General features: G+C 68.5%; 21 protein-coding genes and 3 pseudogenes. 18 read left to right on the forward strand and 6 right to left on the reverse strand.

Annotation, left to right across the window (positions count from 1 at the left end; all coding sequences use genetic code 11):
- Nucleotides 1–82: 82 nt before the first annotated feature.
- The 8 genes from ACZJYS_RS06015 (at nucleotide 83) to ACZJYS_RS06050 (ending at nucleotide 10,863) form a co-directional block, all read left to right on the forward strand.
- Nucleotides 83–1,156: a TRAP transporter substrate-binding protein gene (locus tag ACZJYS_RS06015; RefSeq protein ID WP_493176474.1), complete on the forward strand. Its 1,074-nt coding sequence runs from the start codon at nucleotides 83–85 to the stop codon at nucleotides 1,154–1,156.
- Entirely contained in the window at nucleotides 1,153–1,791 is a 639-nt protein-coding gene (locus ACZJYS_RS06020; protein WP_109519115.1) for a TRAP transporter small permease subunit, read from the forward strand. Before ACZJYS_RS06015 ends, ACZJYS_RS06020 begins: the two co-directional genes overlap by 4 nt.
- Nucleotides 1,788–3,152, forward strand: a complete 1,365-nt coding sequence (locus tag ACZJYS_RS06025) for a TRAP transporter large permease (protein ID WP_493176477.1) — start codon at nucleotides 1,788–1,790, stop codon at nucleotides 3,150–3,152. The genes ACZJYS_RS06020 and ACZJYS_RS06025 overlap by 4 nt, the downstream gene beginning before the upstream one ends.
- A 44-nt stretch (nucleotides 3,153–3,196) precedes the next feature.
- Nucleotides 3,197–5,260, forward strand: coding sequence for a hydantoinase/oxoprolinase family protein (locus ACZJYS_RS06030; RefSeq protein WP_493176479.1), 2,064 nt, complete (start codon nucleotides 3,197–3,199; stop codon nucleotides 5,258–5,260).
- Nucleotides 5,257–6,936 carry a hydantoinase B/oxoprolinase family protein gene (locus tag ACZJYS_RS06035; RefSeq protein WP_493176481.1) on the forward strand — a complete coding sequence of 560 codons (1,680 nt, stop codon included), beginning with the start codon at nucleotides 5,257–5,259 and terminating at the stop codon, nucleotides 6,934–6,936. Before ACZJYS_RS06030 ends, ACZJYS_RS06035 begins: the two co-directional genes overlap by 4 nt.
- 660 nt (nucleotides 6,937–7,596) lie before the next feature.
- The gene (locus ACZJYS_RS06040) at nucleotides 7,597–8,460 is read left to right on the forward strand and encodes a polysaccharide deacetylase family protein (protein ID WP_109519118.1); all 864 of its coding nucleotides are present in this window, start codon (nucleotides 7,597–7,599) and stop codon (nucleotides 8,458–8,460) included.
- A 16-nt stretch (nucleotides 8,461–8,476) separates the two neighbouring features.
- Nucleotides 8,477–9,244: an SDR family NAD(P)-dependent oxidoreductase gene (locus ACZJYS_RS06045; protein ID WP_493176483.1), complete on the forward strand. Its 768-nt coding sequence runs from the start codon at nucleotides 8,477–8,479 to the stop codon at nucleotides 9,242–9,244.
- A gap of 41 nt (nucleotides 9,245–9,285) precedes the next feature.
- Entirely contained in the window at nucleotides 9,286–10,863 is a 1,578-nt protein-coding gene (locus ACZJYS_RS06050) for an ABC transporter substrate-binding protein (RefSeq protein WP_493176485.1), read from the forward strand.
- A gap of 220 nt (nucleotides 10,864–11,083) precedes the next feature.
- On the opposite strand, the pseudogene ACZJYS_RS06055 reads toward ACZJYS_RS06050, so the two are convergent.
- Nucleotides 11,084–11,250 (reverse strand): annotated as a pseudogene (locus ACZJYS_RS06055) (IS5/IS1182 family transposase); the annotation flags it as partial.
- 61 nt (nucleotides 11,251–11,311) lie between these two features.
- Between ACZJYS_RS06055 and ACZJYS_RS06060 the strand changes: the two are divergent.
- A pseudogene (locus tag ACZJYS_RS06060) lies at nucleotides 11,312–11,630 on the forward strand (IS3 family transposase); the annotation flags it as partial.
- 39 nt (nucleotides 11,631–11,669) lie between these two features.
- Here ACZJYS_RS06060 and ACZJYS_RS06065 read toward each other — a convergent pair.
- Nucleotides 11,670–14,999, reverse strand: a complete 3,330-nt coding sequence (locus tag ACZJYS_RS06065; protein WP_493176487.1) for a DEAD/DEAH box helicase — start codon at nucleotides 14,997–14,999, stop codon at nucleotides 11,670–11,672.
- 228 nt (nucleotides 15,000–15,227) lie between these two features.
- Here ACZJYS_RS06065 and ACZJYS_RS06070 point away from each other — a divergent pair.
- The 5 genes and pseudogenes from ACZJYS_RS06070 to ACZJYS_RS06090 form a co-directional block, all read left to right on the forward strand.
- A pseudogene (locus ACZJYS_RS06070) lies at nucleotides 15,228–15,479 on the forward strand (IS3 family transposase); the annotation flags it as partial.
- 134 nt (nucleotides 15,480–15,613) lie between these two features.
- A complete protein-coding gene (locus ACZJYS_RS06075) occupies nucleotides 15,614–15,880 on the forward strand; it encodes a hypothetical protein (RefSeq protein ID WP_493176501.1) in 267 nt (88 codons plus the stop codon).
- Nucleotides 15,877–16,047: a hypothetical protein gene (locus ACZJYS_RS06080; protein ID WP_181378308.1), complete on the forward strand. Its 171-nt coding sequence runs from the start codon at nucleotides 15,877–15,879 to the stop codon at nucleotides 16,045–16,047. Before ACZJYS_RS06075 ends, ACZJYS_RS06080 begins: the two co-directional genes overlap by 4 nt.
- 31 nt (nucleotides 16,048–16,078) lie before the next feature.
- The gene (locus tag ACZJYS_RS06085; RefSeq protein ID WP_109519124.1) at nucleotides 16,079–16,639 is read left to right on the forward strand and encodes a 3'-5' exonuclease; all 561 of its coding nucleotides are present in this window, start codon (nucleotides 16,079–16,081) and stop codon (nucleotides 16,637–16,639) included.
- A 3-nt stretch (nucleotides 16,640–16,642) separates the two neighbouring features.
- Complete coding sequence (locus ACZJYS_RS06090; RefSeq protein WP_493176490.1) at nucleotides 16,643–17,629, forward strand: oxygenase MpaB family protein; 987 nt, start codon at nucleotides 16,643–16,645, stop codon at nucleotides 17,627–17,629.
- Between the two features lie 49 nt (nucleotides 17,630–17,678).
- Here ACZJYS_RS06090 and ACZJYS_RS06095 read toward each other — a convergent pair whose 3' ends face one another.
- Together ACZJYS_RS06095 and ACZJYS_RS06100 are read right to left on the reverse strand one after the other, a co-directional pair.
- Nucleotides 17,679–18,557, reverse strand: coding sequence for a sigma-70 family RNA polymerase sigma factor (locus tag ACZJYS_RS06095; protein ID WP_493176492.1), 879 nt, complete (start codon nucleotides 18,555–18,557; stop codon nucleotides 17,679–17,681).
- A 47-nt stretch (nucleotides 18,558–18,604) separates the two neighbouring features.
- Nucleotides 18,605–19,054: a carboxymuconolactone decarboxylase family protein gene (locus ACZJYS_RS06100; RefSeq protein ID WP_379638242.1), complete on the reverse strand. Its 450-nt coding sequence runs from the start codon at nucleotides 19,052–19,054 to the stop codon at nucleotides 18,605–18,607.
- A 475-nt stretch (nucleotides 19,055–19,529) separates the two neighbouring features.
- Here ACZJYS_RS06100 and ACZJYS_RS06105 point away from each other — a divergent pair, with 475 nt between their 5' ends.
- On the forward strand, nucleotides 19,530–20,567 hold the full coding sequence (locus tag ACZJYS_RS06105) for a phytanoyl-CoA dioxygenase family protein (protein ID WP_493176494.1): 1,038 nt from the start codon (nucleotides 19,530–19,532) through the stop codon (nucleotides 20,565–20,567).
- A gap of 792 nt (nucleotides 20,568–21,359) precedes the next feature.
- Here ACZJYS_RS06105 and ACZJYS_RS06110 read toward each other — a convergent pair.
- A complete protein-coding gene (locus tag ACZJYS_RS06110; protein WP_493176496.1) occupies nucleotides 21,360–22,052 on the reverse strand; it encodes a hypothetical protein in 693 nt (230 codons plus the stop codon).
- Nucleotides 22,049–22,705 (reverse strand): ParA family protein, encoded by a 657-nt coding sequence (locus ACZJYS_RS06115; RefSeq protein ID WP_109519129.1) that lies wholly within the window; start codon nucleotides 22,703–22,705, stop codon nucleotides 22,049–22,051. The genes ACZJYS_RS06110 and ACZJYS_RS06115 overlap by 4 nt, the downstream gene beginning before the upstream one ends.
- A 437-nt stretch (nucleotides 22,706–23,142) precedes the next feature.
- Between ACZJYS_RS06115 and vapB the strand changes: the two genes are divergently transcribed.
- From vapB to ACZJYS_RS06130, 3 genes are all read left to right on the forward strand, one after another.
- The gene (gene vapB / locus ACZJYS_RS06120; RefSeq protein WP_493176499.1) at nucleotides 23,143–23,364 is read left to right on the forward strand and encodes a type II toxin-antitoxin system VapB family antitoxin; all 222 of its coding nucleotides are present in this window, start codon (nucleotides 23,143–23,145) and stop codon (nucleotides 23,362–23,364) included.
- Nucleotides 23,364–23,768, forward strand: a complete 405-nt coding sequence (gene vapC, locus ACZJYS_RS06125) for a tRNA(fMet)-specific endonuclease VapC (RefSeq protein WP_109519131.1) — start codon at nucleotides 23,364–23,366, stop codon at nucleotides 23,766–23,768. The genes vapB and vapC overlap by 1 nt, the downstream gene beginning before the upstream one ends.
- Before the next feature lie 392 nt (nucleotides 23,769–24,160).
- Nucleotides 24,161–24,331, forward strand: coding sequence for a thermonuclease family protein (locus ACZJYS_RS06130; protein WP_281262127.1), 171 nt, complete (start codon nucleotides 24,161–24,163; stop codon nucleotides 24,329–24,331).
- Nucleotides 24,332–24,362: the final 31 nt, after the last annotated feature.

Raw genomic sequence — 24,362 nt, forward strand, 5'->3', positions numbered from 1 at the left:
GCGGCCCGGAAGCGGCCGGCAAGCCGGCAGGGAAACGCTTGTCGCCCGGAAGCCTTCTCAAAAGAACAGAGGCTCCGCGATCATGTTCAAGACCTTGCTGGCTGGCGGCCTGGCCGCGGCCGCCCTGGCTCTGCTGCATCCCGCCCAGGCACAGTCGCCGCTGCCGCCCGAGCTGAAGCTCAGCATCGCCGCCGTGACGCAGCCGGTGCCGACCAACCCGCAATACACCACCGTCGACCTGCCGATCCTGCGGGACGGGTTGCAGAAGGCCTCGGGCGGCCAGATCACGGTCCAGGTCAGCAGCCATGCCGAGCGCAACCTGGGGGGCAGCGAGATCGTCCGGCTGGTCCGCTCGGGGCAGGTGGAGATCGGCGCCGGCACCCTCTCCACCCTCTCGGGCGATGTGCCGATCCTCGATGGCATCGATCTCTCCGGCCTCAGCCCGGATATCGGCCAGGCCCGGCGCATCGCCGAGGCCATGCTGCCGCTCGCCAACAAGGAGCTGGAGCGCTTCAACACCCGGCTGGTGGTGGTCTATCCGTTTCCGGCGCAGGTGCTGTTCTGCCGCAGCGCCTTCACCAGCCTGGCCGATCTGCGGGGGCGCAAGATCCGCACCTTCGGCAACTCGCTGGTCGATCTGGTGCAGAAGATCGGTGCGCTGCCGGTCAGCATCGGCTTCCCCGAGGTCTACAGCGCCCTGGAGCGCGGCGTGGTCGACTGCGCCGTGACGGGCACCGGCAGCGGCGCCGCCGCCCGCTGGCCGGAGGTCTCCTCACACATCTCCGATCTGCCGCTCTCCTGGGCGGTGGCCGGCTACATGGTCAACCTCTCCTGGTGGAACCGGCTGGACCCCGCCGCCCGCGCCCTGCTGGAAGACACCTTCGCCCGGATGACCGACGCGCTCTGGACCCTGGGCGATGCCGCCACGCGCGATGGCATCGACTGCAACACGGGCAATGCCGCGGCCTGCAGGATCCACAGCCTCGCGCCGCGCCCGATGACCGAGGTCAAGGCCACCGAGGACGACCGCGCCCTGGTGCGCGAGGCGATGCAGACCACGGTGCTGCCGGGCTTCGTCAAGCGTTGCGGCGCGCGCTGCGGCGAGATCTACAACCGGATGATCGCGCCGATCTCCAAGGTGGAGTACCGGCCGTGACGGCGCGGGCCGGGGCCGCCGCCCCGGCGCCGCTGCGGCTGGCGCGGGGCCTGCGCGCGGGGCTGGACCGGGCCGGGCGGCTCATGGCCTACCTCGCCGGCTGGAACTACATCCTCTGCGCCCTTTTCATCACCGCCGACATCGTCGGGCGCACCGCCTTCGGCGTTTCCAGCGCCGCGACGGTGGAGATCACCGGCTACATGCTGGCCTGCGGCATCTCCTGGTCGCTGGCGCATACCCTGGCGGCGCGGGCGCATATCCGGGTGGATGTGCTGGTCAACCGCCTGCCGTTGCGGCCGCGCGCCACGCTGCATGTGCTGGCGCTGCTGCTGCTGGGCGGCTTCGCGGCATTCCTGGCCTGGGCCGGCTGGTCGCTGCTCGACGAATCGCTGCTCTTCGACGCGCATGACAACAGCGCCCTGCACATCCCGCTGGCCCTGCCGCAGGGTATCTGGGCCTTCGGCCTGCTGGTCTTCCTGCTGATGATCGCGGCCCTGCTGCTGGAGGCGGCGCTGACCCTGCTCTGCGGCCGCTTCGGCGAGGCGGATGCGCTGCTCGGCTCCCGCAGCATCGACGACGAGGCCGGCGAGGCGCTGGAGGCGGTGGCCATGGCGCGGAAGGGGCAGGCCGCATGATCGCGCTGGTCTTCCTCCTGGGCCTTCTGGGGCTGTTGTTCTTCGCCGCCGCCAGTGGCGGCCCGGCTCTGCCGCTGGCCGAGATCATGGGCCTCGTCGCGGTCTTCCTGGTGTTCTTCGGCGCCGGGGTGCACATCGCGGCGGTGCTGGGCATCCTGGCGGTGCTCACCGGGCTGCTGTTCTCCGACCGCCCCTTCTGGCTGTTCGCGGGCCAGACCTTCTGGGGCCCCTCCAGCAATTTCGTGCTGATTGCGGTGCCGCTCTTCCTGCTGATGGGCGAGATCCTGCTGCGCGCCGGGCTGTCGGACCGGCTCTACCGGGCGCTGAACGTCTGGCTCAACCGCCTGCCGGGCGGGCTGCTGCACACCAACATCGCCTCCTGCGCCCTGTTCTCGGCCATCTCCGGCTCCTCCGTCGCCACGGCGGCCACCATGGGCTCGGTCGCGCTGCCCTATTTCGAGGGCACGAAGTACAGCCAGCGCATGGTGCTGGGCTCGCTGGCGGCGGGCGGCGCCATGGGCAACCTGATCCCGCCCGGCATCACCTTCATCGTCTATGGCCTGATCACCGAGACCTCGGTGGGCGCGCTCTACATCGCGGCGCTGGGGCCGAGCCTGCTGGTCACGGCGCTGTTCGTGGCCGTCATCGTGCTGCACGGGCTGCGCAACCCCATGGAGCGCCCGCCGCCGGTGCCGATCGGCCTGAAGCTGCGCGCCCTGGGCGGCCTGGTGCCGACCCTGCTGCTGATGCTGCTGGTGCTGGGCTCCATCTATGGCGGCTACGCCACGCCCACCGAGGCGGCGGCGCTCGGCGTGGTCGGCGCCGCGGGCTTCGCCGCCTTCGAGGGCAAGCTCTCCTGGCGCATGCTGAACGCCTCCGCCGAGGCCACGGCGCGCAACACGGCGCTGCTCGGCCTGATCATCCTGGGCGCCTACCTGCTGAACTACGTGCTGACCCTGATCAACGTGCCGCAGGCGGTGGTCGGGCTGATCGGCGGGCTGCCGGTGCCGCCCTGGGTCATCATGCTGGCCATCATCGGCATGTACTTCGCCCTCGGCACCTTCATGGAGGGCTTCTCCATGATCATCACCACGGTGCCGGTCGTGTTCCCCATCGTCGTCGGCCTGGGCTATGACCCGATCTGGTTCGGCGTCGTCGTCACCATGCTGGTCGAGATCGCCCAGATCAGCCCGCCCGACGGCACGGTGATGTACGTGCTGCAGGGCATGCGCCCGCGCGGCGGGCCGATCACCGATGTCTTCGCCGGCGTCATGCCCTTCCTGCTGGCCTATCTGCTGGCCGTCGGCCTGCTGATGGTCTGGCCCCGCATCGCCCTGTGGCTGCCGGCGATGATGGGCTGAGCGCCGCCATGACCCTCCCTCCCGATTTCGCTCCCGGAGCCTCCGTGTCCACAGATCCCTTCATCCGCGTCGGCATCGACATCGGCGGCACCTTCACCGACCTGCAGATCCTGGACGAGCGCCACGGCACCCTGCACAGCCTGAAGACGCCGACCACGTCCGAGGACCCCTCCATCGGCCTGCTAGCCGGGCTGGAGCAGGCGGCGGCGCAGTTCGGCTTCGCCCTGCCGGACATCCGGCTGCTGCTGCACGGCACCACCATCGCCACCAACGCGGTGCTGGAGCGGCGCCTGGCGCGCGGCGTGCTGCTGACCACCGCCGGCTTCGAGGATGTGCTGGAGATCGGCCGCCATGCCCGGCGGGACATCTATGCCGCCCGCCAGCGCCGCCCGGCGCCGCTGATCCCGCGCGACCGCCGCTTCGGCGTGCCCGAGCGGATGCGCGCCGACGGGACCGCCGAGCGGGTGCTGGACCCCGCTGCGCTGGAACCGCTGGCCGCGCGGATCGAGGCGGCGGGGGCCGAGGCCGTCGCCGTCACGCTGCTGCATGCCTATGTGAACGGCGCGCATGAGGCGATGCTGGGCGAATGGCTGGCCCGCCGCTTCCCCGGCCTGCCGGTCTCGCTCTCCTCCGACATCAGCCCCGAGATCCGCGAGTATGAGCGCAGCTCCACCACGGTGCTGAATGCGCTGCTGATGCCGGTGGTGGGCCATTATCTCGGCCAGCTTTCGGCGCGCCTGCGGGCGGCGGGGCTGCGGGCGCGGCTGCTGCTGGTGCAGTCCAACAGCGGCGTCTGCTCGCCCGAGGTGGCGGCGCGCCAGCCGGCACGGCTGCTGCTCTCCGGCCCCTCGGGCGGGGCGCTGGCCACGCTGCGCATGGCGGAGGCGCTGGAGCGGCCCAGCCTGCTCGGCGTCGACATGGGCGGCACCAGCTTCGATGTCTGCGTCGTGCGCGAGGGCGCGGTGACGCAGATGACCCAGGGCGAGATCGACGAGCTGCCGGTGCGCCTGCCGATGATCGAGATCCGCACCATCGGCTCCGGCGGCGGCTCCATCGCGGTGATCGACGAGGCGGGGCGGCTGCGCGTCGGTCCGCGCAGCGCCGGCTCCCGCCCCGGCCCCGTCTGCTACGGCCGCGGCGGCACCGAGCCCACCGTGACCGACGCCAATCTGGTGATGGGCCGGCTGGACCCGCGCTATTTCCTGGGCGGCCGCATGGCGCTCGACCTCGACGGCGCGCGGGAGGCGATCCGCGCCCGGCTCGGCGCGCCGCTCGGCCTCGGGCCGGAGGCGGCGGTGGAAGGCATGATGACCGTCACCAACACCAGCCTGGCCACCGCCGCGCGGCTCAGCCTGTTCGAGAAGGGGCTGGACCCGCGCGATTTTAGCCTGCTCTCCTTCGGCGGCGCCGGCGGGCTGCACGCCATCCCGGTGGCCGAGGAGCTGGGCATCGGCGAGGTGGTCTTCCCCGCCGATGCCTCCACCTTCTCCGCCTATGGCATCCTGCATTCCAACATCGTGCACGACCTGGCGCGCAGCCGCGTGATCCCCGCCACGGCGGCGAGCCTGGACTTCATCGGCGCCACCCTGGCGGAGCTGCGCACGCGCGGCGCCGCCCTGCTGGAGGAGGATGGCGTGCCGGCGGACCAGCGCCGCACCGCCGTCTCGGCCGACCTGCGCTACAAGGGCCAGGCCTCGGAGCTGGTGGTGCCCTGGCCGGAGGCGGCGGCGGATGAGGAAGCTCTGGCCCGCGTGCTGGCCGCCTTCCATGAGAGCCATCAGGCCCGCTTCTCCTACGCCAACCCGGACGCCCCGGTGGAGCTGGTGGCGCTGCGCCTCTCGGCCACCGGCCTGCTGCCCGCCGGCGAGATCCGTCGCGGCGAGGCCGCCGCCGCGCTGCCCGCCGCCGAGACGCGCCCCGTGCTGCTGGACGGGCGCTGGCAGCCGGTGGCCGTGCACCGCCGCGCCGCCATCACGGGCGAGACCTCCGGCCCGGCGCTGATCGAGGAGGACTACACCACCATCCTGCTGAGCGCCGGCTGGCGCTGCGCGCCCGGCCCGGAGGGCACGCTGATCGCGCGCAGGATGCCGCAGGGAGACGCCGCATGAACGCCACACCTCCACCCACGCCCACCCTCGGCCCCGTGACGCTCGAGGTGCTGCGCAACGCCTTCACCGCCGTGGCGGCGGAGATGGATGTCACCGTCTGGCGCACCAGCCGCTCCACCATCGTGCGCGAGATGCTGGATTATTCCACGGCGGTGTTCGACGCGGAGGGATACAACGTCGCCCAGTCCGCCCGCATCCCCGGCCACCTGAACTCGATGAGCGCCGGCCTGCTCACCATCATCCGCGACTTCCTGCCGCTGGAGGCATGGGACGAGGGCGATGTGGTCATCACCAACGACCCCTATTGCGGCGGCCAGCACATCCCCGACATCCTGGCCTTCCGGCCGGTGGTGGTCGGTGGCCGGCGCATCGCCATCGTCGGCACGCTCTGCCACCATCTGGACATGGGCGGCATGGCCGCCGGCAGCTACGCCGCCACGGCCACCGAGATTTTCCAGGAGGGGCTGCGCATCCCGCCGCTGAAGCTGGTGCGTGCCGGCGTGATGAACGAGGACGTGCTGGCGATGATGCGCCAGAATGTCCGCCGCCCGGACATGCTGTGGGGCGACCTCCAGGCGCAGCTCGCCTCCCTCGCGGTGGGAGAGGGGACGATGCAGCGCCTCGCCGCCCGCTTCGGCGCCGCCACCATTCTGGAGGCCTGCCGCCAGCTGCTGGACGGCTCGGAGCGCGCCATGCGCGCGATGATCGGCCGCATCCCCGACGGGCGCTACAGCTTCGAGGATTTCCTCGACGATGACGGCATCCTGCCCGACCCCATCCGCATCCACGCCGCCATCGAGGTGCGGGGCGAGGAGATGGTGGTGGACCTCTCCGGCTGCGGCCGGCAGGCGGCGGGGCCGGTGAACGCCACGCTGGCTTCCTCCGGCTCGGCGGTGGCCTATGCCGTGCTGGCCGTGGCCGACAGCGACATCCCCGCCAATGCCGGCTGCTACCGGCCGGTGCGCATCATCGCGCCGGAGGGTAGCATCGTGCATGCCAGCCACCCGGCGCCGGTGGCCAACCGCGTGGCCGTGGCGCACCGGCTGGCCACCACCATGTTCGGCGCGCTGCACCAGGCGGTGCCGGGGCGGGTGCCGGCGGCCTATTACGGCGTCTCCTATGTCTGCTCCTTCCAGACCATCGGCGAGGATGGCGCGCGCGGCGTGCTGGTCGAGATCGAGATCGGCGGCACCGGCGCCTATCACGACCAGGACGGGCTGAACGCCTGGGCCTACGGCATGCACAACAACGCCTCCATCCCTGTCGAGATGATCGAGGCCGAGGTGCCACTGACCCTGACGGGCTATGGCCTGCTGGATGGCTCGGGCGGCGCCGGGCGGCACCGCGGCGGGCTGGGCCTGTTCCGCGAATGGCGGGTGGACAGCGCCGCGGCGGTCTTCACCGCCAATCTGGAACGCTTCAAGTTCCGCCCCTACGGGCTGGAAGGTGGTGAGCCGGGCAGCGCTGGCGCGCTCTACCTGATCCACGATGGCGAATGGCGGCCATTGCCCTCCAAGGTGAACAACCTGCCGTTGCGGCGGGGCGACACCATCCGGCTGGAGACTTCGGGCGGCGGCGGCTACGGCCCGCCGGGGGAGCGCGGCGCGGCAGAGCGGGCGAACGACGCTGCCTGCCGCTATGTGCGCCCTCCCAGTGCCGCCGCCGCGGCTGGCTGAGGGCGCCGGCGTCGGCCAGATGCGTGACATGCTGGCCCGCCGCTGAGCGGAGCATGGAGGCCCCGTCTCTGGCTCGACGCCACCCACATGAAGGTTCGCGACGGCAACCGTGGCGCGATCATCGCCCCTGCGGTCAATGAGGGCGGCAAGCGCGTGGTGCCCCGTGCTGTCCCCTGAACCGCCCCGCGTCCGTCCGGGGCAAGGGTGTCAGGCTGCCCGCCATGGTCGCCTGACCCATTTCCAGCATCTCCAAGGACTGACGCTTGTGGACCCTCCAGCAGCACACAACCGCCGGGCCTGACGCGCCTGCAGCAGCGGCGCAAGGATTGCGGACACGGCGCCGAAAGCATCGGTCCGGTGCGTCCGCAGGAAGGCGGCGCGTGCAGGCCGGTGGGCGGGCCGAGGCAACGTTGCGCCGGCCGGCTGAAGGCCGGAGGGTTCTTCATTGACACGGCCAGAACTCTCCAACACCATTACTCAATATGAAAGTATCGCTGGTCAATACGGTGTTGGATAACCTGTTGGCCGGTCTTTCCCTTGAGGTTGTTTTGCTCTGCTCTGGTCAGCGGCCGTGCTTTGGAGAAGCGGAGCCTGTTCCGCACCCTTTGCCCGCGCAGCGCCAAGCCTGAATTTGGGCCTCATCTGAAGAGGATATGCAGATTGCCCCGCCACATCGCCTGCCTCTCCTATGATTTCGATACCTGGTCTGGCTTCGCGGCGCGCGGCATGATGACGCCAACCCCGATCTCACGTGGAGAGTTCGGGGTGGTCGGTGCCGGACGCATCCTGGACCTGCTGGCCAGCCGCGGGATCAAGGGCAGCTGGTACATCCCCGGCGTCGTCATCGAGACCTACCCGGAAGCCTGCGAGCGCGTGGTGGCGGGAGGGCACGAGATAGGCCACCACGGCTGGAGCCACATTCCGCCCGCCGAGCTTCCGCCGCAGCAGGAAGCCGAGGAGTTCGCCCGCGCCGTGGAGTCCATCCGGCGCCTGACGGGGCAGGGCCCGGCCGGCTACCGGTCCCCTGCCTGGGACCTCAGTGCGCAGAGCATCGACCTCATGATCCAACATGGATGCCGCTACGACAGCAGCATGATGGGCCATGACTGCGAGCCCTACTTCGCCCGCCGCGGCGACAAGGTCGCGGTCGATGCGCCGCTGGCGTTTGGCGAGACGACGGATCTGGTCGAGGTGCCGATCAGCTGGTCGCTCGACGACCACCCGCATTTCGAGTTCTTCCGCACCGCGGCGGGCATCATGCCCGGCCTGGCCAATGCCGATGCGGTCCTGGCGAATTGGCTGGCGGATTTCGAGTACATGTGCCGCACCACGGAGTGGGGCGTCCTGGTCTACACGTTTCATCCCTATGTCAGCGGCCGTGGCCACCGGATGCTGATGATGGAGAAGCTGATCGACGGCCTTGGCAGGATGGGCGCCGATTTCCTGACCCTGGACCAGGTCCAGCAGGAGTTCCGCGCCCGGCAGGGTGGCCAAGCCGCCTCGCCCTCCCCGCTGCCGCGCTGATGACGGGAAACGCGCCGTGACCGAACAACAACGCCTTTCCGGGCGCGTGGCCATTGTCACGGGCGCCGCCGGCGGCATCGGCGCCGCGACGGCGGCGCGCCTTGCGCGGGATGGCGCGCGGGTCGTCCTCGCCGACCGCTCCGCCGATGTGGAAGGCGTTGCACGCGGGCTCGGCGGTGTGGCCGTCTCGCTGGATGTCAATGAAAAGGGCGCCGGCGGACGTCTCGCGGCGGCGGCGCTCGATGCCTTCGGGAGGCTGGACATCCTGGTGAACAACGCGGGCATCGGTGGCAGCCGGACGCTCGAAGAGTCGGATGACGAGCTGATCGACCGCTTCGTCGACATCAACCTGAAGGCGGTTCTGCGCGTGACGCGGGACTGCCTGCCGCATCTGGCCCGCCCGGGCGGGCGAATCATCAACCTGTCCTCGATCTTCGGGCTCGTCGGCTACCCAGGCACGGCGGCCTATGCCGTTGCCAAGGCCGGAGTGGCGCAGCTGACCCGGCAGCTGGCCTGCGACCTGGGGCCGGAGGGCATCCTGGTCAATGCCATCGCCCCGGGCGTGATCGAGACGGCGATGACCGCCGATCACCTGAAGAATCCGCGTTACGTTGCGAACATGCTGGCGCCCACGCCGCTGCGCCGTGCAGGGCGCCCTGAGGAGATCGCCTCCGTCGCCGCCTTCCTTGCTTCGGATGATGCCTCCTTCGTCACGGGGCAGGTGCTGGTGGTCGATGGCGGATGGCTGACCGCCCGCGCGGCCCCCGCGGCGACCGGCTCCTGAGCCCGTTTGACCGCAATGCCTTCATCAGCAGGAGCAGAGACATGAGGCGTCGTACATTCCTCGCGGCCGGCGCGGCGACCCTCGCCGCGCCCTCGCTCGGCCTCGCGCAGCAGAGCAAGGTGTTGCGCTTCATCCCGCAGACCGACCTCAGCTTTCTCGATCCCGTCTTCAGCCTGGCCTATGCGACGCGAAACCATGGCTACATGGTCTTCGACATGCTCTACGGGCAGGACAGCAACTTCCGCGCCTCGCCGCAGATGGTGGAAGGGCATATCATGGAACAGGAGGGCCGCCTCTGGCGGCTGACCCTGCGTGACGGGCTCGCATGGCACGATGGCGAGAAGGTCCTGGCACGGGACTGCGTGGCGAGCATCCGGCGGTGGGGTGCGCGCGATCCCTTCGGCCAGGCGCTGCTCGCCGCGACGGACGAGCTTTCGGCGCCGGACGACAAGACCATCCGGTTCCGCATGAAGCACGCCTTCCCGCTGCTGCCCGAGGCGCTTGGCAAGCTGCCGCCGCTGCTGCCGGTCATGATGCCGGAACGTCTGGCCAAGACCGACCCGTTCACCCAGGTGACCGAGATGGTGGGATCCGGTCCCTTCCGCTTCGTTCCCGGCGAGCGCGTCTCCGGCGCACGGGCGGTCTATGAGCGGTTCCAGGGCTATGTGCCGCGCGGTTCGGGCACGGCCGACGGCACGGCGGGCCCCAAGGTGGTGCATGTGGACAGGGTGGAATGGACCACCATCCCCGAAGCCTCCACCGCCGCCGCCGCCCTGCGGGCGGGCGAGCAGGACTGGCTCGAATTCGCGGCCAACGACATGCTTCCGCTGCTGAAGCGCATGCGCAATGTCCGGGTCGCGGTGCAGGAGCAGGCCGGCATGATGTGTTTCATGCGGCTGAACCACCTGCACGCGCCCTTCAACAATCCGGGCATCCGCCGCGCGTTGCTGGGCGCTTTCGAACAGTCCGATTACATGATGGCCGTGGCGGGCGACGACCAGGCCATGTGGAAGGCGCCTGTCGGCTTCTTCACTCCTGGTACGCCGATGGCCAGCGACGAGGGCATGGGCGTGTTCCAGGGCCCGCGCGACTACGCCAAGGTGAAGCGGGAGCTGGAGGCTGCCGGCTACAAGGGCGAGAAGGTGGTTCTGCTGGGCGCCACGGACCCCACCTTCATCCACGGACTCAGCGAGGTCGCCGCGGACATGCTGCGGAAATGCGGCATGAACGTTGACTATCAGCTTTCTGACTGGGGCACGCTGACGGCACGCCGCTCGAGCCGCGAGCCGGTCGAGAATGGCGGCTGGAGCTGCTACATGACCGCCCTGACGGGTGTGGACATGACCAATCCGGCACTGAGCGCGCCGCTGCGCGGCAATGGCGACAGGGCGATGGCAGGCTGGCCGGACCTGCCGGAGGTGGAGAGCCTTGTCGGCGAATGGTTTGCGGCGTCAGGGCTCGCGGAACAGCAGCGCATTGCCGCGCGGCTTCAGGCACAGGCCTTCCGGGATGTACCCTATATTCCGGCCGGGCAGTTCCTGCAGGCGGCGGCTTATCGGAGCAACCTGGAAGGCGTGCTGCGCGGCTTTCCGCTGTTCTGGAACGTCCGCAAAACCTGACGGGAAGGGGTGGACAGGTCCCCCCCATCCCCAGCACAGCAGGGTGGAGGCCGGGCGGCGGCGCCATAGCGGGCCTGCTCCCGGCGCCCTGGCCTCACGCCAGAACCGGCGCGGCCCTCGCGCCGCCAGTCATTGCTTCGGAGCAGGTCCAAAGGACGTCCATATCCGGCGCCTGGGCGACATACATCGCCTTTTGAAACCTGCCCTGCAGTGCCTCGGGGCAGATGAGGGAGCAGGCGAGCGCGGCGAAGGCATGGTGGATGTCAATCCTGCGCTCGTAGCGTATGGCGAGGCGGCGGAAACGGTTGACCATGCGAAGGTGCGCCCGATGACCCATCGGGGCTTGCCCGGCCTCCGGCAGCTCTCGATGCGGCGGCGGCAGGCGCGGCCCCAGCCGATGCGGCCCGCATGGCGCAGGCGCCGCAGCAACCCATGCTGCAGCCGGCCCCACAGTAGCGACCGGGACAACCAATACGTTGCGATCCAGCACGCAGAGCGCCTGCTCACGCCGATACCGGGCCCTCCGTCGGCAGCGCCGGCGACTCTCCCATGACAATGCGTCTGCCGAAACCGTCATCGGCCTGTCCAAGACCGAGGTGATCCGCCGACGCGGCCCTTGGCGCAACATGGAGGCCGTCGCGCTCGCCACCCTCGAGTGGGTGGACTGGTTCGGTCACCGCCGCCTCCTCGGGCCGATCGGCGGCACCGCGCCGGCCAGGGCTGAGGCGCGCTACTATGCTGCCCGGCAGGAGATTGCGCTGGCAGCCCGCCTCAAGCCCATCGGCCTCCGGCAGGCACGGGCCGGTTCAATCCGGCCTGGCTTGGTCCCGCCTGGCTTTGTCGGGCTGCGCGCCCTGATGGGGCGCGCTCCGGCCCGGGCGCATCACCCGGTCAAGCAGTTCGGCCGCGGTAGCCAACATGCCCGCGACATCCTGGCTCTCGCGGCGTAGAACCAGCCGCTTCCCTTTCCGCTCCAGTGGCGGTTCAGCATGAGGAAGCGCATTCCGAAAGCTCGCGGCGGCGGCGCTGGGGCCCACCTTGAGTTTCGAGACGCCGGCACGACGGCAGCGCAGCCGCAGCTGCGCCAGCGACAGAAGGTTCTCCACCGGTTCCGGCAGCGGGCCGAAGCGGTCCGTGATCTCGCCGGAAAAATCCTCCAGCGCATGCTCCGGCCGGCCTCTGTTTTCCTGGCGCAGGATCTCGCCCAGCCGCGCGTGCAGTTCCACCCGCAGCGCCTCCTCCTCAACATAGCTTTCCGGGATGAAGGCAGGCACGTCCGCCACCAGGTGCGGCGTCCAGTCTTCCGGAACCTTCTCCCCCTGGGCCGTGCGTAGGGCACAGCCCAGAAGGTGTTGGTACAGGTCCACGCCGATCAGTTTGAGGTGGCCCGCCTGGCTCTCGCCCAACAGGTCACCGGCACCGCGCAGATCCATGTCGCGGGAACTGATCGTGAAGCCGGCCCCGACCCGGTCGAAGGCTTCCAGGGTGCGCAGCCGCTTCAGGGTGGAAGGAGATGGCGGCTCCGCCGGGTCCGTCAGCAGATAGATCGTGCCGCGGTTCCGCCCGCGGCCTACGCGGCCGCGCAGCTGGTGCAGCTGGCCCAGCCCGAAGCGGTCGGCGCGCCAGATCAGCATCGTGTTGGCGCGCGGCACGTCCAGCCCGGTTTCCACGATGTTGGTGCTCAGCAGCACGTCGGCCTCGCCGCCGGCGAAACGCAGGAGCGCGGCATCCGCCTCCGCCGCCGGCATGTCGCCATGCGCCTCGATGAGCGAAAGCTCGGGCAGCAGCCGCGTGATCCGCTCCTGCATCGCCGGCAGGTCCTCGATACGCGCGCACACCACGAAGCTCTGCCCGCCGCGCCGGTGCTCGCGCATCAGCGCCTGCCGCAGCACCGCGTCATCGAGCGCGACATGCGTGGTGCGGATCGGCTGACGCCGTGCCGGCGGCGTGGCGATGACGCTGAGATCCTGCAGCCCCACCAGCGCCAGCTGCAGGGTGCGTGGAATGGGCGTGGCGGTGAGGGCCATGAAATGCACGCCCTCGCCCAGGCGGCGCAGCGCCGCCTTCTGCGAGGCGCCGAAGCGCTGCTCCTCGTCCACGATCAACAGGGCGAGGTCCTTGAAGCGCACGCTCTTGGAGGCAAGCGCCTGCGTGCCGATGACGACGCGCACGGAGCCATCGGACAGCCCCGCCTTGACGGCGCGCGCCTCGGCCGGGGTGCTGAGGCGGGACAGCTGCTCCAGCCGGATGCCCATGCCGGCGAAGCGCCGGCGGAAGCCCTCCAGATGCTGGCGGACCAGCACGGTGGTGGGCGCGAGCAGCGCCACCTGCCGGCCTGCCAGGGCGGCCGCCGCCGCCGCCCGCAGCGCCACCTCGGTCTTGCCGTAGCCGACATCGCCGCAGACCAGGCGGTCCATCGGCCGCCCCGAGGCGAGATCGGCCAGAACCGCGGCGATGGCATCCGCCTGGTCGATGGTGGGGATGAAGGGAAAGCGTGCCTCGAAATGGTTGAAGGGCGCACGGGGCGGGCGGAGCACGGGTGCCTTACGGGCGTCGCGCAGCCGTGCCAGCCTCGCCAGCTCGGCGGCCGCCTCGGCGATCTGCGCCTCCACCGTGGCGCGCCGCCGCGGCCAGGCCTCGCCATTCAGCCGGTCCAGCGTCAGGCCCTCGGCTTCCGCGCCGTAGCGCCACAACCGGTCCATCTCGTCGAGGGGCACGAGCTGCACATTGCCGCCGGCATATTCGAGCCGGAGGCAGTCCAGGCATGATCCGCCAACCTCCACCGTCTCGACGCCGCGCAGAATGCCCAGCCCGTGGTCGAGATGGATCACGGCGTTGCCCGGCTGCAGCCCCGCCCCGCTTCCGGGCAGGATGGTGGCGCGGTCCGGGCCATGCCCGCGCGCGGGTGCCGGCCGCACATCGCCGGGGGCGATGACGGCGACCTCGCCCTCCATGAAGCCGGCTTCCAGCGCTCCCGGGAGCAGCCCCATCGTGCCGGGTGGGGCGGCGCGCAGCTCCAGCCAGCCGGCGAGCGGCACGGGCGCTGCGCCGAGCCGCCGGACCGCCTGGCGGGCCAGGGCCCGGCCGCGCTGCCCCTCGCTTCCGGCCAGCGCCACCCTGCCGCCGGCCGCGTGCCGTTCTTCGACGAAGTCCAGAAAGGCCTCCGCGGGATCGTCGGCTTCCGCGAAGGCGGGCAGCGCGGCGTCGCTTTCCTCCCCGTCCGGTTGGGCGAGGGTGATCACCCGCCGTCCTTCCAGGGCGGCCGCCCAGCCTGCCTCGCCGAGGAAGAAGCGCCCCGGCTCCGGAAGCCGCCTTGCGTTCCCGGAGGCGGAGGCAAGGGCCAGGCGCGTGCGGTAGGCGTCGGCCACCTCGGTCTCGCGCGCGCGGCGCAGCGCCTCCACCTCCGGGTCCAGCACCAGGGCCGCGCCCGGCAGCAGGTCGAGCGGTGCCGTCAGCCGCTCGTACAACTCCGGCAGGGCATGCTCCAGCCCCGGCCTGTGCTCCTCCTGCGTGTCATCGGGCAGAACGGCCTCGGAGGCGGGGGGGAGCAGGAGCTCGGCCGCATCCTCCGCGCTACGCTGGGTCAGGGGGTCGTAGCGGCGCATGGCCCTGACGCGCCCCTCGGCGTACTCCACGCGGCAGGGGAGGCTGCCGTCGCCCGGCGGAAACACGTCCAGCACGGCGCCGTGCAGCGCCACCTCGCCCGGCTCGTCCACCCGGTCGTCGAACAGGTAGCCCAGCTGTGCGAGACGCCGGCTGATCGCGTCCTCGTCGAAAGGATCGCCCGACCGCAGGGTCAGGCCCGCCGAAGCTTCCACCGGCGGGAGATACTGGCCCAGGGCCTCGATGCTCGCCACGAGCAGGCGCGGCCCGGCTGCGGGGCGGGAAAGGCGCGCCAGCATCGCCATGCGCGTTCCCATGACGGCCCGCGAGGGCGAGGCGCGGTCATAGGGCAGGCAGTCCCAGGCAGGCAGCAGCAGCGCCTCCAGCCCTGGCTCCAGGGCACGGACAGCCAGGGCGATGCGGCCGGCCCGTGCCTCGCTCCGAGATACGTAGACCACACCGGCCGCGCCGGCTTCCGTGGCGCGCTCAATCAACCATGCGGACAGCCGGCCATCCGGTTCCGATGCGATCATCGTCATTCTCGCCCCGTGCGTGAACTGCAGCTCCATCAGTGGTGGAACGCCGGCAGCGACGGTGAAAGGCAATGATTTCAGCGCATCTGCGATAGCGTCATGGTGAGCGAGGTGGTCCTGGTGCAAATCCATGACGGTGTTGATGGGATACGGCGTCGCCGGGGCCTTGTTACGGAAGGCGCTTTTGGCCGGAAGGAGGCGGCCGGGCCAGGCTGGGCGGATGGACCGGATGCCCTTGAGCAGGCGCTGCACGACTGGTGGCCGCTCCAGGACACGAATCTCGTGCATCACAGCGGCTGCGGGGTCCGATACGTGGAGATCCGCTACAGCGAGCGGCTGGCCCAGATCGGGATCGGAACCGTTGGCCGGCAGCACCGGCGACAGCGACGACCATGCGCTGTTGAGAGCGTCATCGGCCTGTTCAAGACGGGGGTCATCCGCCGCCGTGGCCCGTGGCGGGGCCTTGAGGGGATCTACTTCAACGACTATCCCGCCGGGATGGTGTTCAGCGGCGGCACGCAGGCTTCGGCCAAGGTCATGAGGCTGCTGGTCTATGTCCTGAAGGGCGGCTGGACAACCAGGGCAAGCAGGCGCTGATCGCGGGCGCGACCGAGATCCTTGGCCGCCATGCAGGTATCGGGGGCCGGATTCCGGCCTGTGTGGTCATCCGGGAGGTGCCGGAAAGCAACTGGGGCATCTTCGGCGCGGCCGTAAGCCTGGAGGCCCTTCGCGCATCGCCGAAGGGCGCGCCGCCTATCCAGGATGCGCCTTCGGAGCACCGCGGCCAGGCCGCCCAGGATGCCAGCCTCAATGGTCTGCCTTCTCGGACGCCACCAACCGCCGCCCCAGGCGTTTCACCGGAAGAAGGGAGTCTGCCATGAGCGAAACCAGCAAGCCTGCCCAACCCGCAACCGAGAAGGAGGAAAGCCTGGAAGAGCGCGCCCTCCGGATGGAGCAGCGACGGGTTGGGCCGGAGGATGAGGTGCGGAAGTCGCCGGAAGGGCCGGGCGCACAGGTCTCGCCCGATATCGAGCCTTCGGGAAGCTGAAGGAAAGCTCGCGCCTGGAAAGGAGCAGGCCTTGATCGTCTTCCTGGATTTCGAGGCCAGCGGCCTCGGCAAGCGGGGCTTTCCAATCGAGGTCGGCTGGGTGGGGGAGGACGGCATGGAGGAAGGCCATTTGATCCGCCCTGCCCCTGGGTGGGATGAATGGGATGCGCAGGCGGAGCGGATCCACGGCATCACGCGCGACCGGCTGCTGCGCGAGGGAGCGCCGCATGACGCCGTGGCCCGCCGCATGCTCGACGTCCTGTCGGGGCACCAGCTCTTCGCCTCTGCACCGTCCTGGGACGGCCAGTGGCTGAGCAAGTTGCTGCGCGCGGCCGGGCTGCCGCGCCATGCGCTGCGCCTGCGCGATACGGAGGAAGCACAGCGCGCCACGGCTCTTGCCGTGCTGGAGCGATCCTCCATGACGGCCGAAGCGCAGGCGCAGCAGGCCGAGGCCCTGCTGCAGGCGGCGCGGGCGGCCAAGGAGCGGCAGGGCACCCCGACGCACCGTGCGGTGGAGGATGCCCGGCAGGAGCTGCGGCTATGGCAATCTGTCCGCCGCCAGGCAGAGCAGGCCGCCAGGCCCCTCGCCTGACCCATGCGCACCGACAACCCTGCCGGTTCAGGCCGCGCCGCCGGAGCGGGAGGCTTTCTGCTGCCCTGGCCCGCGCAGAACTGGATCGAGAGCCTGGCTCTGGGCTTCATGCAGCCCGCCGGCATGCGGCCCATCAGCTTTCTGCAGCCTGTGGGTGAAGCGGCGCTGGTGCCGGCGGACTCTGTGTCCTGGCAGATCTTCAAGAACCCCCTGGCTCTCTTCATCGGCGGCGTCGCGGCGGTCGTGCTGGAGCTGGCGGAGCCGCGTGTCCGGTCCGGCGTCTGGAACCACACCACGTTCCGCACCGAGCCGGTCCGGCGCCTACAAAGGACCGGGCTGGCCGCGATGGTGACGGTGTATGGTGCGCGCAGCGTGGCGGAGGAGATGATCGCCCAGATCCGGCAGGCGCATGAGCGTGTGCAGGGCGTGACAGAGTCCGGAACCCCCTACAGCGCCGCAGACCCTGCCCTGCTGAACTGGGTCCAGGCCACCGCCTGCTACGGCTTCCTGGAAGCCTATTGCGCCTATGTGCGCCCGCTCTCCTTGCATGAGCGTGACTGTTTCCTGCGGGAGGCCGAGCCCGCCGCCATGCTCTACGGTGCCTTGGGCGCGCCACGGTCCCGCGCGGAGATGGTGGCGCAGTTCACGGCCATGCGCCCTTGTCTGGAGCCTTCCGGCATCCTCCGGGAGTTCCTGGGCATCATGCGGGGCGCGCCTGTCCTGCCCGCGCCCCTGCGTCCCTTGCAGCGGCTGATGGTACGCGCGGCCCTGGCCATCCTGCCGGGCTGGGTGCGTGGCACGCTCCTGCTCGATGGGCATCTGCGTCCCTGGGAGCAACGCCTGCTCCGTGCAGCGGGCGGCATGGCGGACCGGCTGGTCTTGCGCGGAGCTCCACCGGCCGAAGCCTGCCGCCGGCTGGGCCTGCCGGATCGCTATCTCTACGACGCGCCGCGCCCGGCGATTCTGCCGTCCTGCGGTTGGGATTTCTGATCTCGCCTACCTTGCCTCAGCCACTCTCTCCAGCCAGGAGCAGAGAGGGTCAGTCAGGCAATGGCGCCCTGGAAGCGAGACCATGCAGCACGCCGCCCAGTTTGCCCGGGTTGCGGACGATATAGATCGCAGCGATACAGCCGTCCTGGAGTTCCAGCGCGGTTGTCTGCGGCAGCCCGTCCGCCTCCTGCGTGACAAAGCCGGGCAAGCCGTTGATGCGGCCCAGGTGCAGCAGCGGGGTTGGGCCAAGAACTCCCTTGCGCACCAGCCCACCGAAAAAACGCGCCACCCGGTCCGCCCCCAGGATGGGATTCAGCGCGGCGTTGCGCAGGCCGCCACCATCGGTATGCAGCACCACATCATGCGCCAGCAGGGCGCGCAGCCTGGTCTCGTCGCCTTGACGGGAGGCGGCAAGGAAGGCTGTCGCCACCCGCTGCGCCTCTGCCTCCGGCACCGCCTGGCGGAGGCGCGGCACCTCCAGATGCGTGCGGGCACGGGCAGCCAGCTTGCGGCAGGCGGCCTCGCTGCGCCCCAGCAACGCTGCGATATCGGCAAAAGGCGTCTCAAACAGGTCGTGCAGGATGAACACAGCGCGTTCGGATGGGGAAAGCCGCTGCAATGTGAGGAGGAAAGCCACCGAGAGATCCTGGGCATGCTCATGCGCCGCCTGCTGCGGCGGCGTATCGGACTCCAGCAGCGGCTCCGGCAGCCAGGGACCAACGTAGCGCTCGCGGCGGTGCCGGGCAGAGCGAAGATGATCGAGGCTGAGGCGCGCAGCGACGGTCAGCAGCCAGGCCCGCGGCGTGGCGATCGTGCTCCGCTCGGCCGCGTTCCAGCGCAGGAAAGCCTCCTGCGCGATGTCCTCTGCCGTGGCGTGGGAGCCGGTCATGCGGTAGGCGAGCCCGACCAGCTCCGACCGCAGCGCCATGAAGGTCGCTGCGGGGCCGTGAGCGCCGGTCTCAGACGAGCCGGGGCTCAGGCTGCCGCCTCGGCGGGGGCCTGACCTGGGATGCTGCGAAAGCCGATCGCCAGGCGGTTCCAGGCGTTGATGGTGCCGATCAGCACGCTCAGCGACACGATCTCAGGCTCCGTGAAATGCGGATGCAGGCCTTCGTAATCCGCCTCGGGCGCGTGAGTCTGGGCAACAAGGGTCAGTGCCTCGGTCCAGGCCAGGGCCGCGCGTTCGCGAGGGGTATAGTGCGGCGCTTCCCGCCAGGCATCCAGCAAGAACAGGCGGGCCGGATCTTCACCAGCTTTCAGTGCGTCATGCGTGTGCATGGCTATGCAGAAAGCGCACCCATTGATCTGCGATGCACGGGTCTTTACCAGCTCGATCAGTCCATGCTCCAGGCCGCTCTGGCTCACGGCGCGCTCCAGGCCCATCATGGCCTGCATCAGTTTCGGGGCTTGGGTGTAGTAGTTCATCCGGGGCGTCATGACGCTCTCCTCAGGGGTGGTCTGCCCTGAAGACGAGATGCGGGATGCGGATGTGACAGCGGCCAGGATGTTTTTCGTGCTGCCTCCGCTTGGCCAGTCGATGGGTGTGATAGCAGGCCTTTCGATCGTCTGGCTGCTGTCTTGCCTGTAAAAGGCTGCCCCTGCTGCCATCCTGCTAATTCAAGCATTTGGCTTGCGCAGCAAGCCAGCGGGACGGCTTCCCGGAGGCCTGCCTCTTTGTCAGGCCGGTCATGGCGCGCCTGTTGCCTTGACCTCCCCCGTATGGCTGCAAGCCTTTTGGTTCGAATTCGAAACACAAAATATTGAGTTTTATCTCCTTAATGAGATGTGCCAGCGTCGAGCTCAGGCTTCGCGAGGGCTGTTCCGCCACTGTGCGGCCTTCGGTGAGGAGAGGAGCGAGGAAGACACCTCGCACGGCGCCACACAGCTGGGGAGGTCGTTCATGCGCGTCATCACGCCGCTCAACACAGAAGTGGATGTTCCGAACAGCTTGTCTGAGGACCGGCCTTATTTCGGGGTCGCCGACATCGGCGAGGCTGTGAAGTACTATCGGCGGCAAGGCTACGTGGTCATTCGCGGATTGCTTCAGCCAGATCTGTGCAACGCCATCCGCGCTGCCTATCTTTCCGAGGTTCGGCCCTCGCGCGTGCCCATCCTCCGCCAGAAGAACATGCGCTACGAGCGCAACAGCTTCGACAGGGATGGCTTTCTAGATAATCCGATCTTCAATGTGCAGGATCTCGAGACCCGCCGTTTCGGCCAGTTCAAGCGCAGCGCGCTGTTGGGTCTTGTACAGAAGGACGTCGCCCGGACAACCGCGGCGCTTGCAGGTGTCGGCCGTACCAAGCTGATCCAGAGCATGTTCTTCGAGGCCCCGGTCGGCACCTGGGCGCATCAGGACAGCTACTATCAGGACAGCGCCTCGGGGCTAGGCCGGTGCGTCGCCGGTTGGTACGCGTTGGAGGATGTGGATGCAGCCGCGGGCCGCTTCTATGTCTGCCCAGGCAGTCACCGCACCGTTCCGGTGTTGCGTAACGCGGGTGAGTTGGACTTCGCCACGGGCCATGACCGCTACAGGAAGGCGGTGCTCGAGACCATTCGCCATTTCGATCTGGAATTCCGCGCACCCTATCTGGCCAAAGGCGATGTACTGTTCTGGTCCTCCCTAACCGTCCACGGCAGTTTCGCCCCATCGGGGAGCGGCGTTTCTCGCACCTCCCTGACCGCCCATTACCTGCCGGCCGATGACGAGATGCTACAATTCCATACCAGGATCCGCCGTCAGAAGATCATCTGGGTGGAGGGCATGCCGGTGGCGCAGCTGCACGACCAGGACAAGCTGCACAACCGCCTCCTGCGCGACATGGCGGCTCATGCTCCTGGGCCTTATGCAGCGGCGCGCAAGCTGGCGATGCGAGGGCTTTTCCTTGCCAGCAAGCTGAAGCCATCGCAGCAGGCCCCATCAACTCTCATGCCATGAAGCTTTCTTCGAACCCTTGTTGGGTATGACCCGAGCGATCAGCTTGCAAGCTACGGGCGCGTTTTTCTGCCTTTGAAAGGCGGTCTTATCCGGGGCAGGCCGCGGCCCGCGGTCTCAGCATTTCCAGCGGCCTCTCCAGGCTGACTGGAACAGGCAGGCATTTGTCGCCTGAACCCGTCGGCTGCCGACCACAGCACCGTGAGCCAACCGCAGCAGAATGGGAGCCTCTTCCAGCCGTGTAACCGCCTCCTGCACCGTCGAACGCGGCCTGCGCCCGGTCTAGGCGATCTGCTGGAACAAGGGATCGCACGCCCCGCTCCTTCCCGTCCCTGGGTACAGCAGCGTCCAGCGCACGCTCAGGCCGGCCTCGCGCAATCCGCGCCTGTGCTGGCCTGAGTTACGACGGTAGGTATCACGCTCCCGTCGGCGAACTGCGTCCATGATCTTGATGCAGGCGGTATGGCCGAGCGCCTTCCGTTGCCAGGAGACAGGGGGTACTCAGCCGGCACCTGGGGGCCGGTAATGGTGGACGAGCATCCTCTCTCCTGCGTCGGTAGCCTATAGCAGGCCGAACTCTCCCAGTTGCAGGTTGGCGCTCACGCCGAAAGGCTCGACAGGGAAGGATACGCACCAGGAAAATGTAGCGGTCCTGCCTTTTGCAGGCTGCCGGAAAAGCTCTCCGGTGGGCGCCGTGAGACCTCTTACGTTTCCACGTCTCTTCGGATCTGGATCTCCCTGGCGCGAAGCAAGAGTCTAGGGCGCGTGTCGCAGAGTCCCTGTCTTCTGTTCCGCCTATCCCTTTTCGTCATTTTCTAGAATACGGGCAATTTCCTGAAGGCGCCGGCGCATTTGAATGAGTTCGCGGATTGTCTTTCGCCGCGCCTCTCGCAGCCGGCGCTGCTCTGCCATCAGGTCAGCCAAGTTGACGGTTGAAGGGCTCCGCTTGGCCAATTCCTTCCTCAACGCCATGATCTGGGAGCGAGTCGCACTTTGGCTGACAAGCCCCCTTTGACGTGCCACCCTCACCTGCTCAGGAGGCATCAGCGCCAGCTGATAGGCTGCGCTGTAGGAGCCAGGACAGTCCTCGATCGGCACGCGCCCGCTGTCGATCATCTCAGCCACTCGTTTGAACTGGCTTGCGACAGGCGCGCTGAAAGGGAAGAGGCGGGCAAAGCCCTCCTGCAGTGCGTCGCGCTCTGCCTTCGTGTGCAGGACTTCGTCCAAAGCATTCAGCGCTCGGCCAATCTCGATAAAGGCCTGCTTGGCGCTCCCCCAGGCCGCGTTAACCTCGCGGCGCGCCTCTAGCAGCAGCCGTACTCGTTCCGGGCTGTCTGGCAAGTCTGTGCCAGCGAACACATCCCGAATCGCATCGACCAGGTCGGCCGAGACCTGCACCATCTTGTCGATCTGTGCAGGCCGCAGATCAGCAGGGGCAGCATCGGCGGGAGCGAGGGTGCGCGCCTTGCGGAGGGAAATCCCCTTCACAGCTTGGCCTCGCGAGCAACATAGCTCCACAGACCGTCGAAGGTCTCGGTGCTGGCGGCTTTGCTCAGGTCGGCAATGGCAAGGCCCTTGCTCGATGCTTCCGCGATCTCTTCCAAAGGTGGAATCTCGACCGGACAGATAGCACCCAATGCCAAAAGCTTTGTGCGGATTGCGCCGAAAGAGCGCGTGCGCCGGTTGGCGCGGTTCATCACAAAGGCCGCATGCACCTTGGCCGCGGCCAGCCGCTGCATCCAGGGTGCGGCAGAGTCCAGATCGTCCTGCGAGGGCTGACATGGAATCAAAAGCAGATCCGCCTCGCCGCTGAGGCTCAGGATGGCGCTGATATTGATTTCGATGCTGGGCGGCGTGTCGATCACGATTACATCGGCCCCGCTGCTCTTCGCCCGGCGAATGGCACCGCGCCAGTCGCCGAGGTCAGCCTCCTGGACTGGCACGGCCAGGCAATCAGGGAACGTCTCGCGGATACGCTCGCGGCGCTCAGCCCAGGTCGCCAAGGTCCGCTGCGCGTCAAAATCGAGGCCAAGTACCTTCTTGCCCGAGTGCGCCGCGCACACGAGAAGATTGCGGCAGAGCGTGGATTTTCCGACCCCGCCTTTTGGGCTGGATGCCATGATGATGCGCGTTTTAGACATAGTCCCCTCTTCTGATGCGAGCGCAACATGCCTGTCAGACCGACCCAGCACGAGAGGAATTTTTTACCGCGTAAAACGCCGCTCGCCCTTCGTGCCTGTTTCGTGGCTTGATCCCGCGGATGTTTGGCTGCCGCTTGCTTGGCGGCCCCAGGGGACAGGGAAGCCTGTCTACACCTGCTTCTGACGATAATATCCGTCCAGTCAACGCAGCAGCAATCAGTGGGACGGTGGAATCAATTCTTGGCAGTGCCTCGCACGGCGCAGGACAGCTCGTGCCAGGCCAGGATCGATCTGACAAGATGACACATCAGACCGCAAAACCCCGGTAGATCTCCGGCGGTTTCCTGCTGTTGGCTGCACGTCCTCCAAGGCTCTCAATCTGGCTTGAGCCCACCGGCTGGAGGGGATATACTGCAGGGATATACAGGAGGAGGGCCATGACCCGAACCGCGCTGTTCTTGAGTAACCGCACCCAGGCTGTCCGCCTGCCGAAGGACGTTGCTTTCCCGCCGGAGGTGCGCGAGGTAAGCATCATCCGTGACGGTGCGCGGGTCATTATTGTCCCGGTCGACGCAGTGTGGGACGATTTCTTCGCGGCACCTGGCGCCGATCTCGGCGAGAGGGCGCAGCCCGCGCATCAGGAGCGGGAAGCGTTCTGATGCTGCGCCACATGCTGGACACCAATCTGTGCATCCGGCTCCTACGCGACCGCCCGCAAGGGCTGCGGCCCCGCTTCAATGCGGAGGCGGACACGCTGTGCATCACGACCATCACCCTGACAGAGCTGCTGCACGGCGCGGCCCGCTCCGCCCGCCCGAGTGAAAATCGCCGACAAGTGGAAAGCTTTGCCCGCCGTCTCGTCGTGCTCCCGTTCGACGAGGATGCCGCTGCGCATGCCGCCGACATCTATGCCGATCTCGGCCGTCGAGGCCTGCTGATCGGCCCCTATGACATCCTGATCGCCGGGCACGCACGCAGCCGCGGACTGGTGGTCGTGACGGGTAATCTGGGCGAATTCCAACGCGTTGACGGGCTGCGCTCAGAAGATTGGCTCGCGACCTGACGTCATGCAGACGTGGGAAGCCTATAAGGCCAAAATAATTTTGGTGTATCAGGCCACAAAAATATAAAAGAAGTTTGGATTTTTAACGTTCTTTACTGCGGCGCCGCCTTTTGCGTGGCCAAAGACAGCACAGGGCCGTCTCGGTGAACAGCAGGGCGGCGCGATACGCTTTTCCCCCTCCTGCTGATGTTCTCCCATTGCCTGCTATTGGTGGTCCTGCTGCTCACTATTGCGCCTGCCCTTGCCGCGTATCCTCTGGTCCAGGTGTCGGCATCCAGGCTGGCGGTATCCTGCGCTGCCCGCCCCGGAGCGCCAGCAGGTTCGGGTGGTGCTGGAAGACACCGGCCACTATGGCCGCACAAGTAGGCCGGGCCTGAACCCGGGTGCTCGATGTGAATATCAAGCTGGTGCGCTGCGGTGCCGCATGGGTCTATCACCATTGTGACCAGGATCCGACGCTGCCGCCGCTGGAGGCGGAGGCCCGCCAGGCGAAGCGTGGCCTCTGGATCTTGCTGGCCAGTGAGCAGGTGCCGCCTTGGGCCCGGCGGCGGAAGGGTGGCTAGGCCATGGCATAGCCACAAGGAGCGGGGAGGC

It is taken from the genome of Roseomonas sp. TS2 (genome assembly GCF_058833935.1).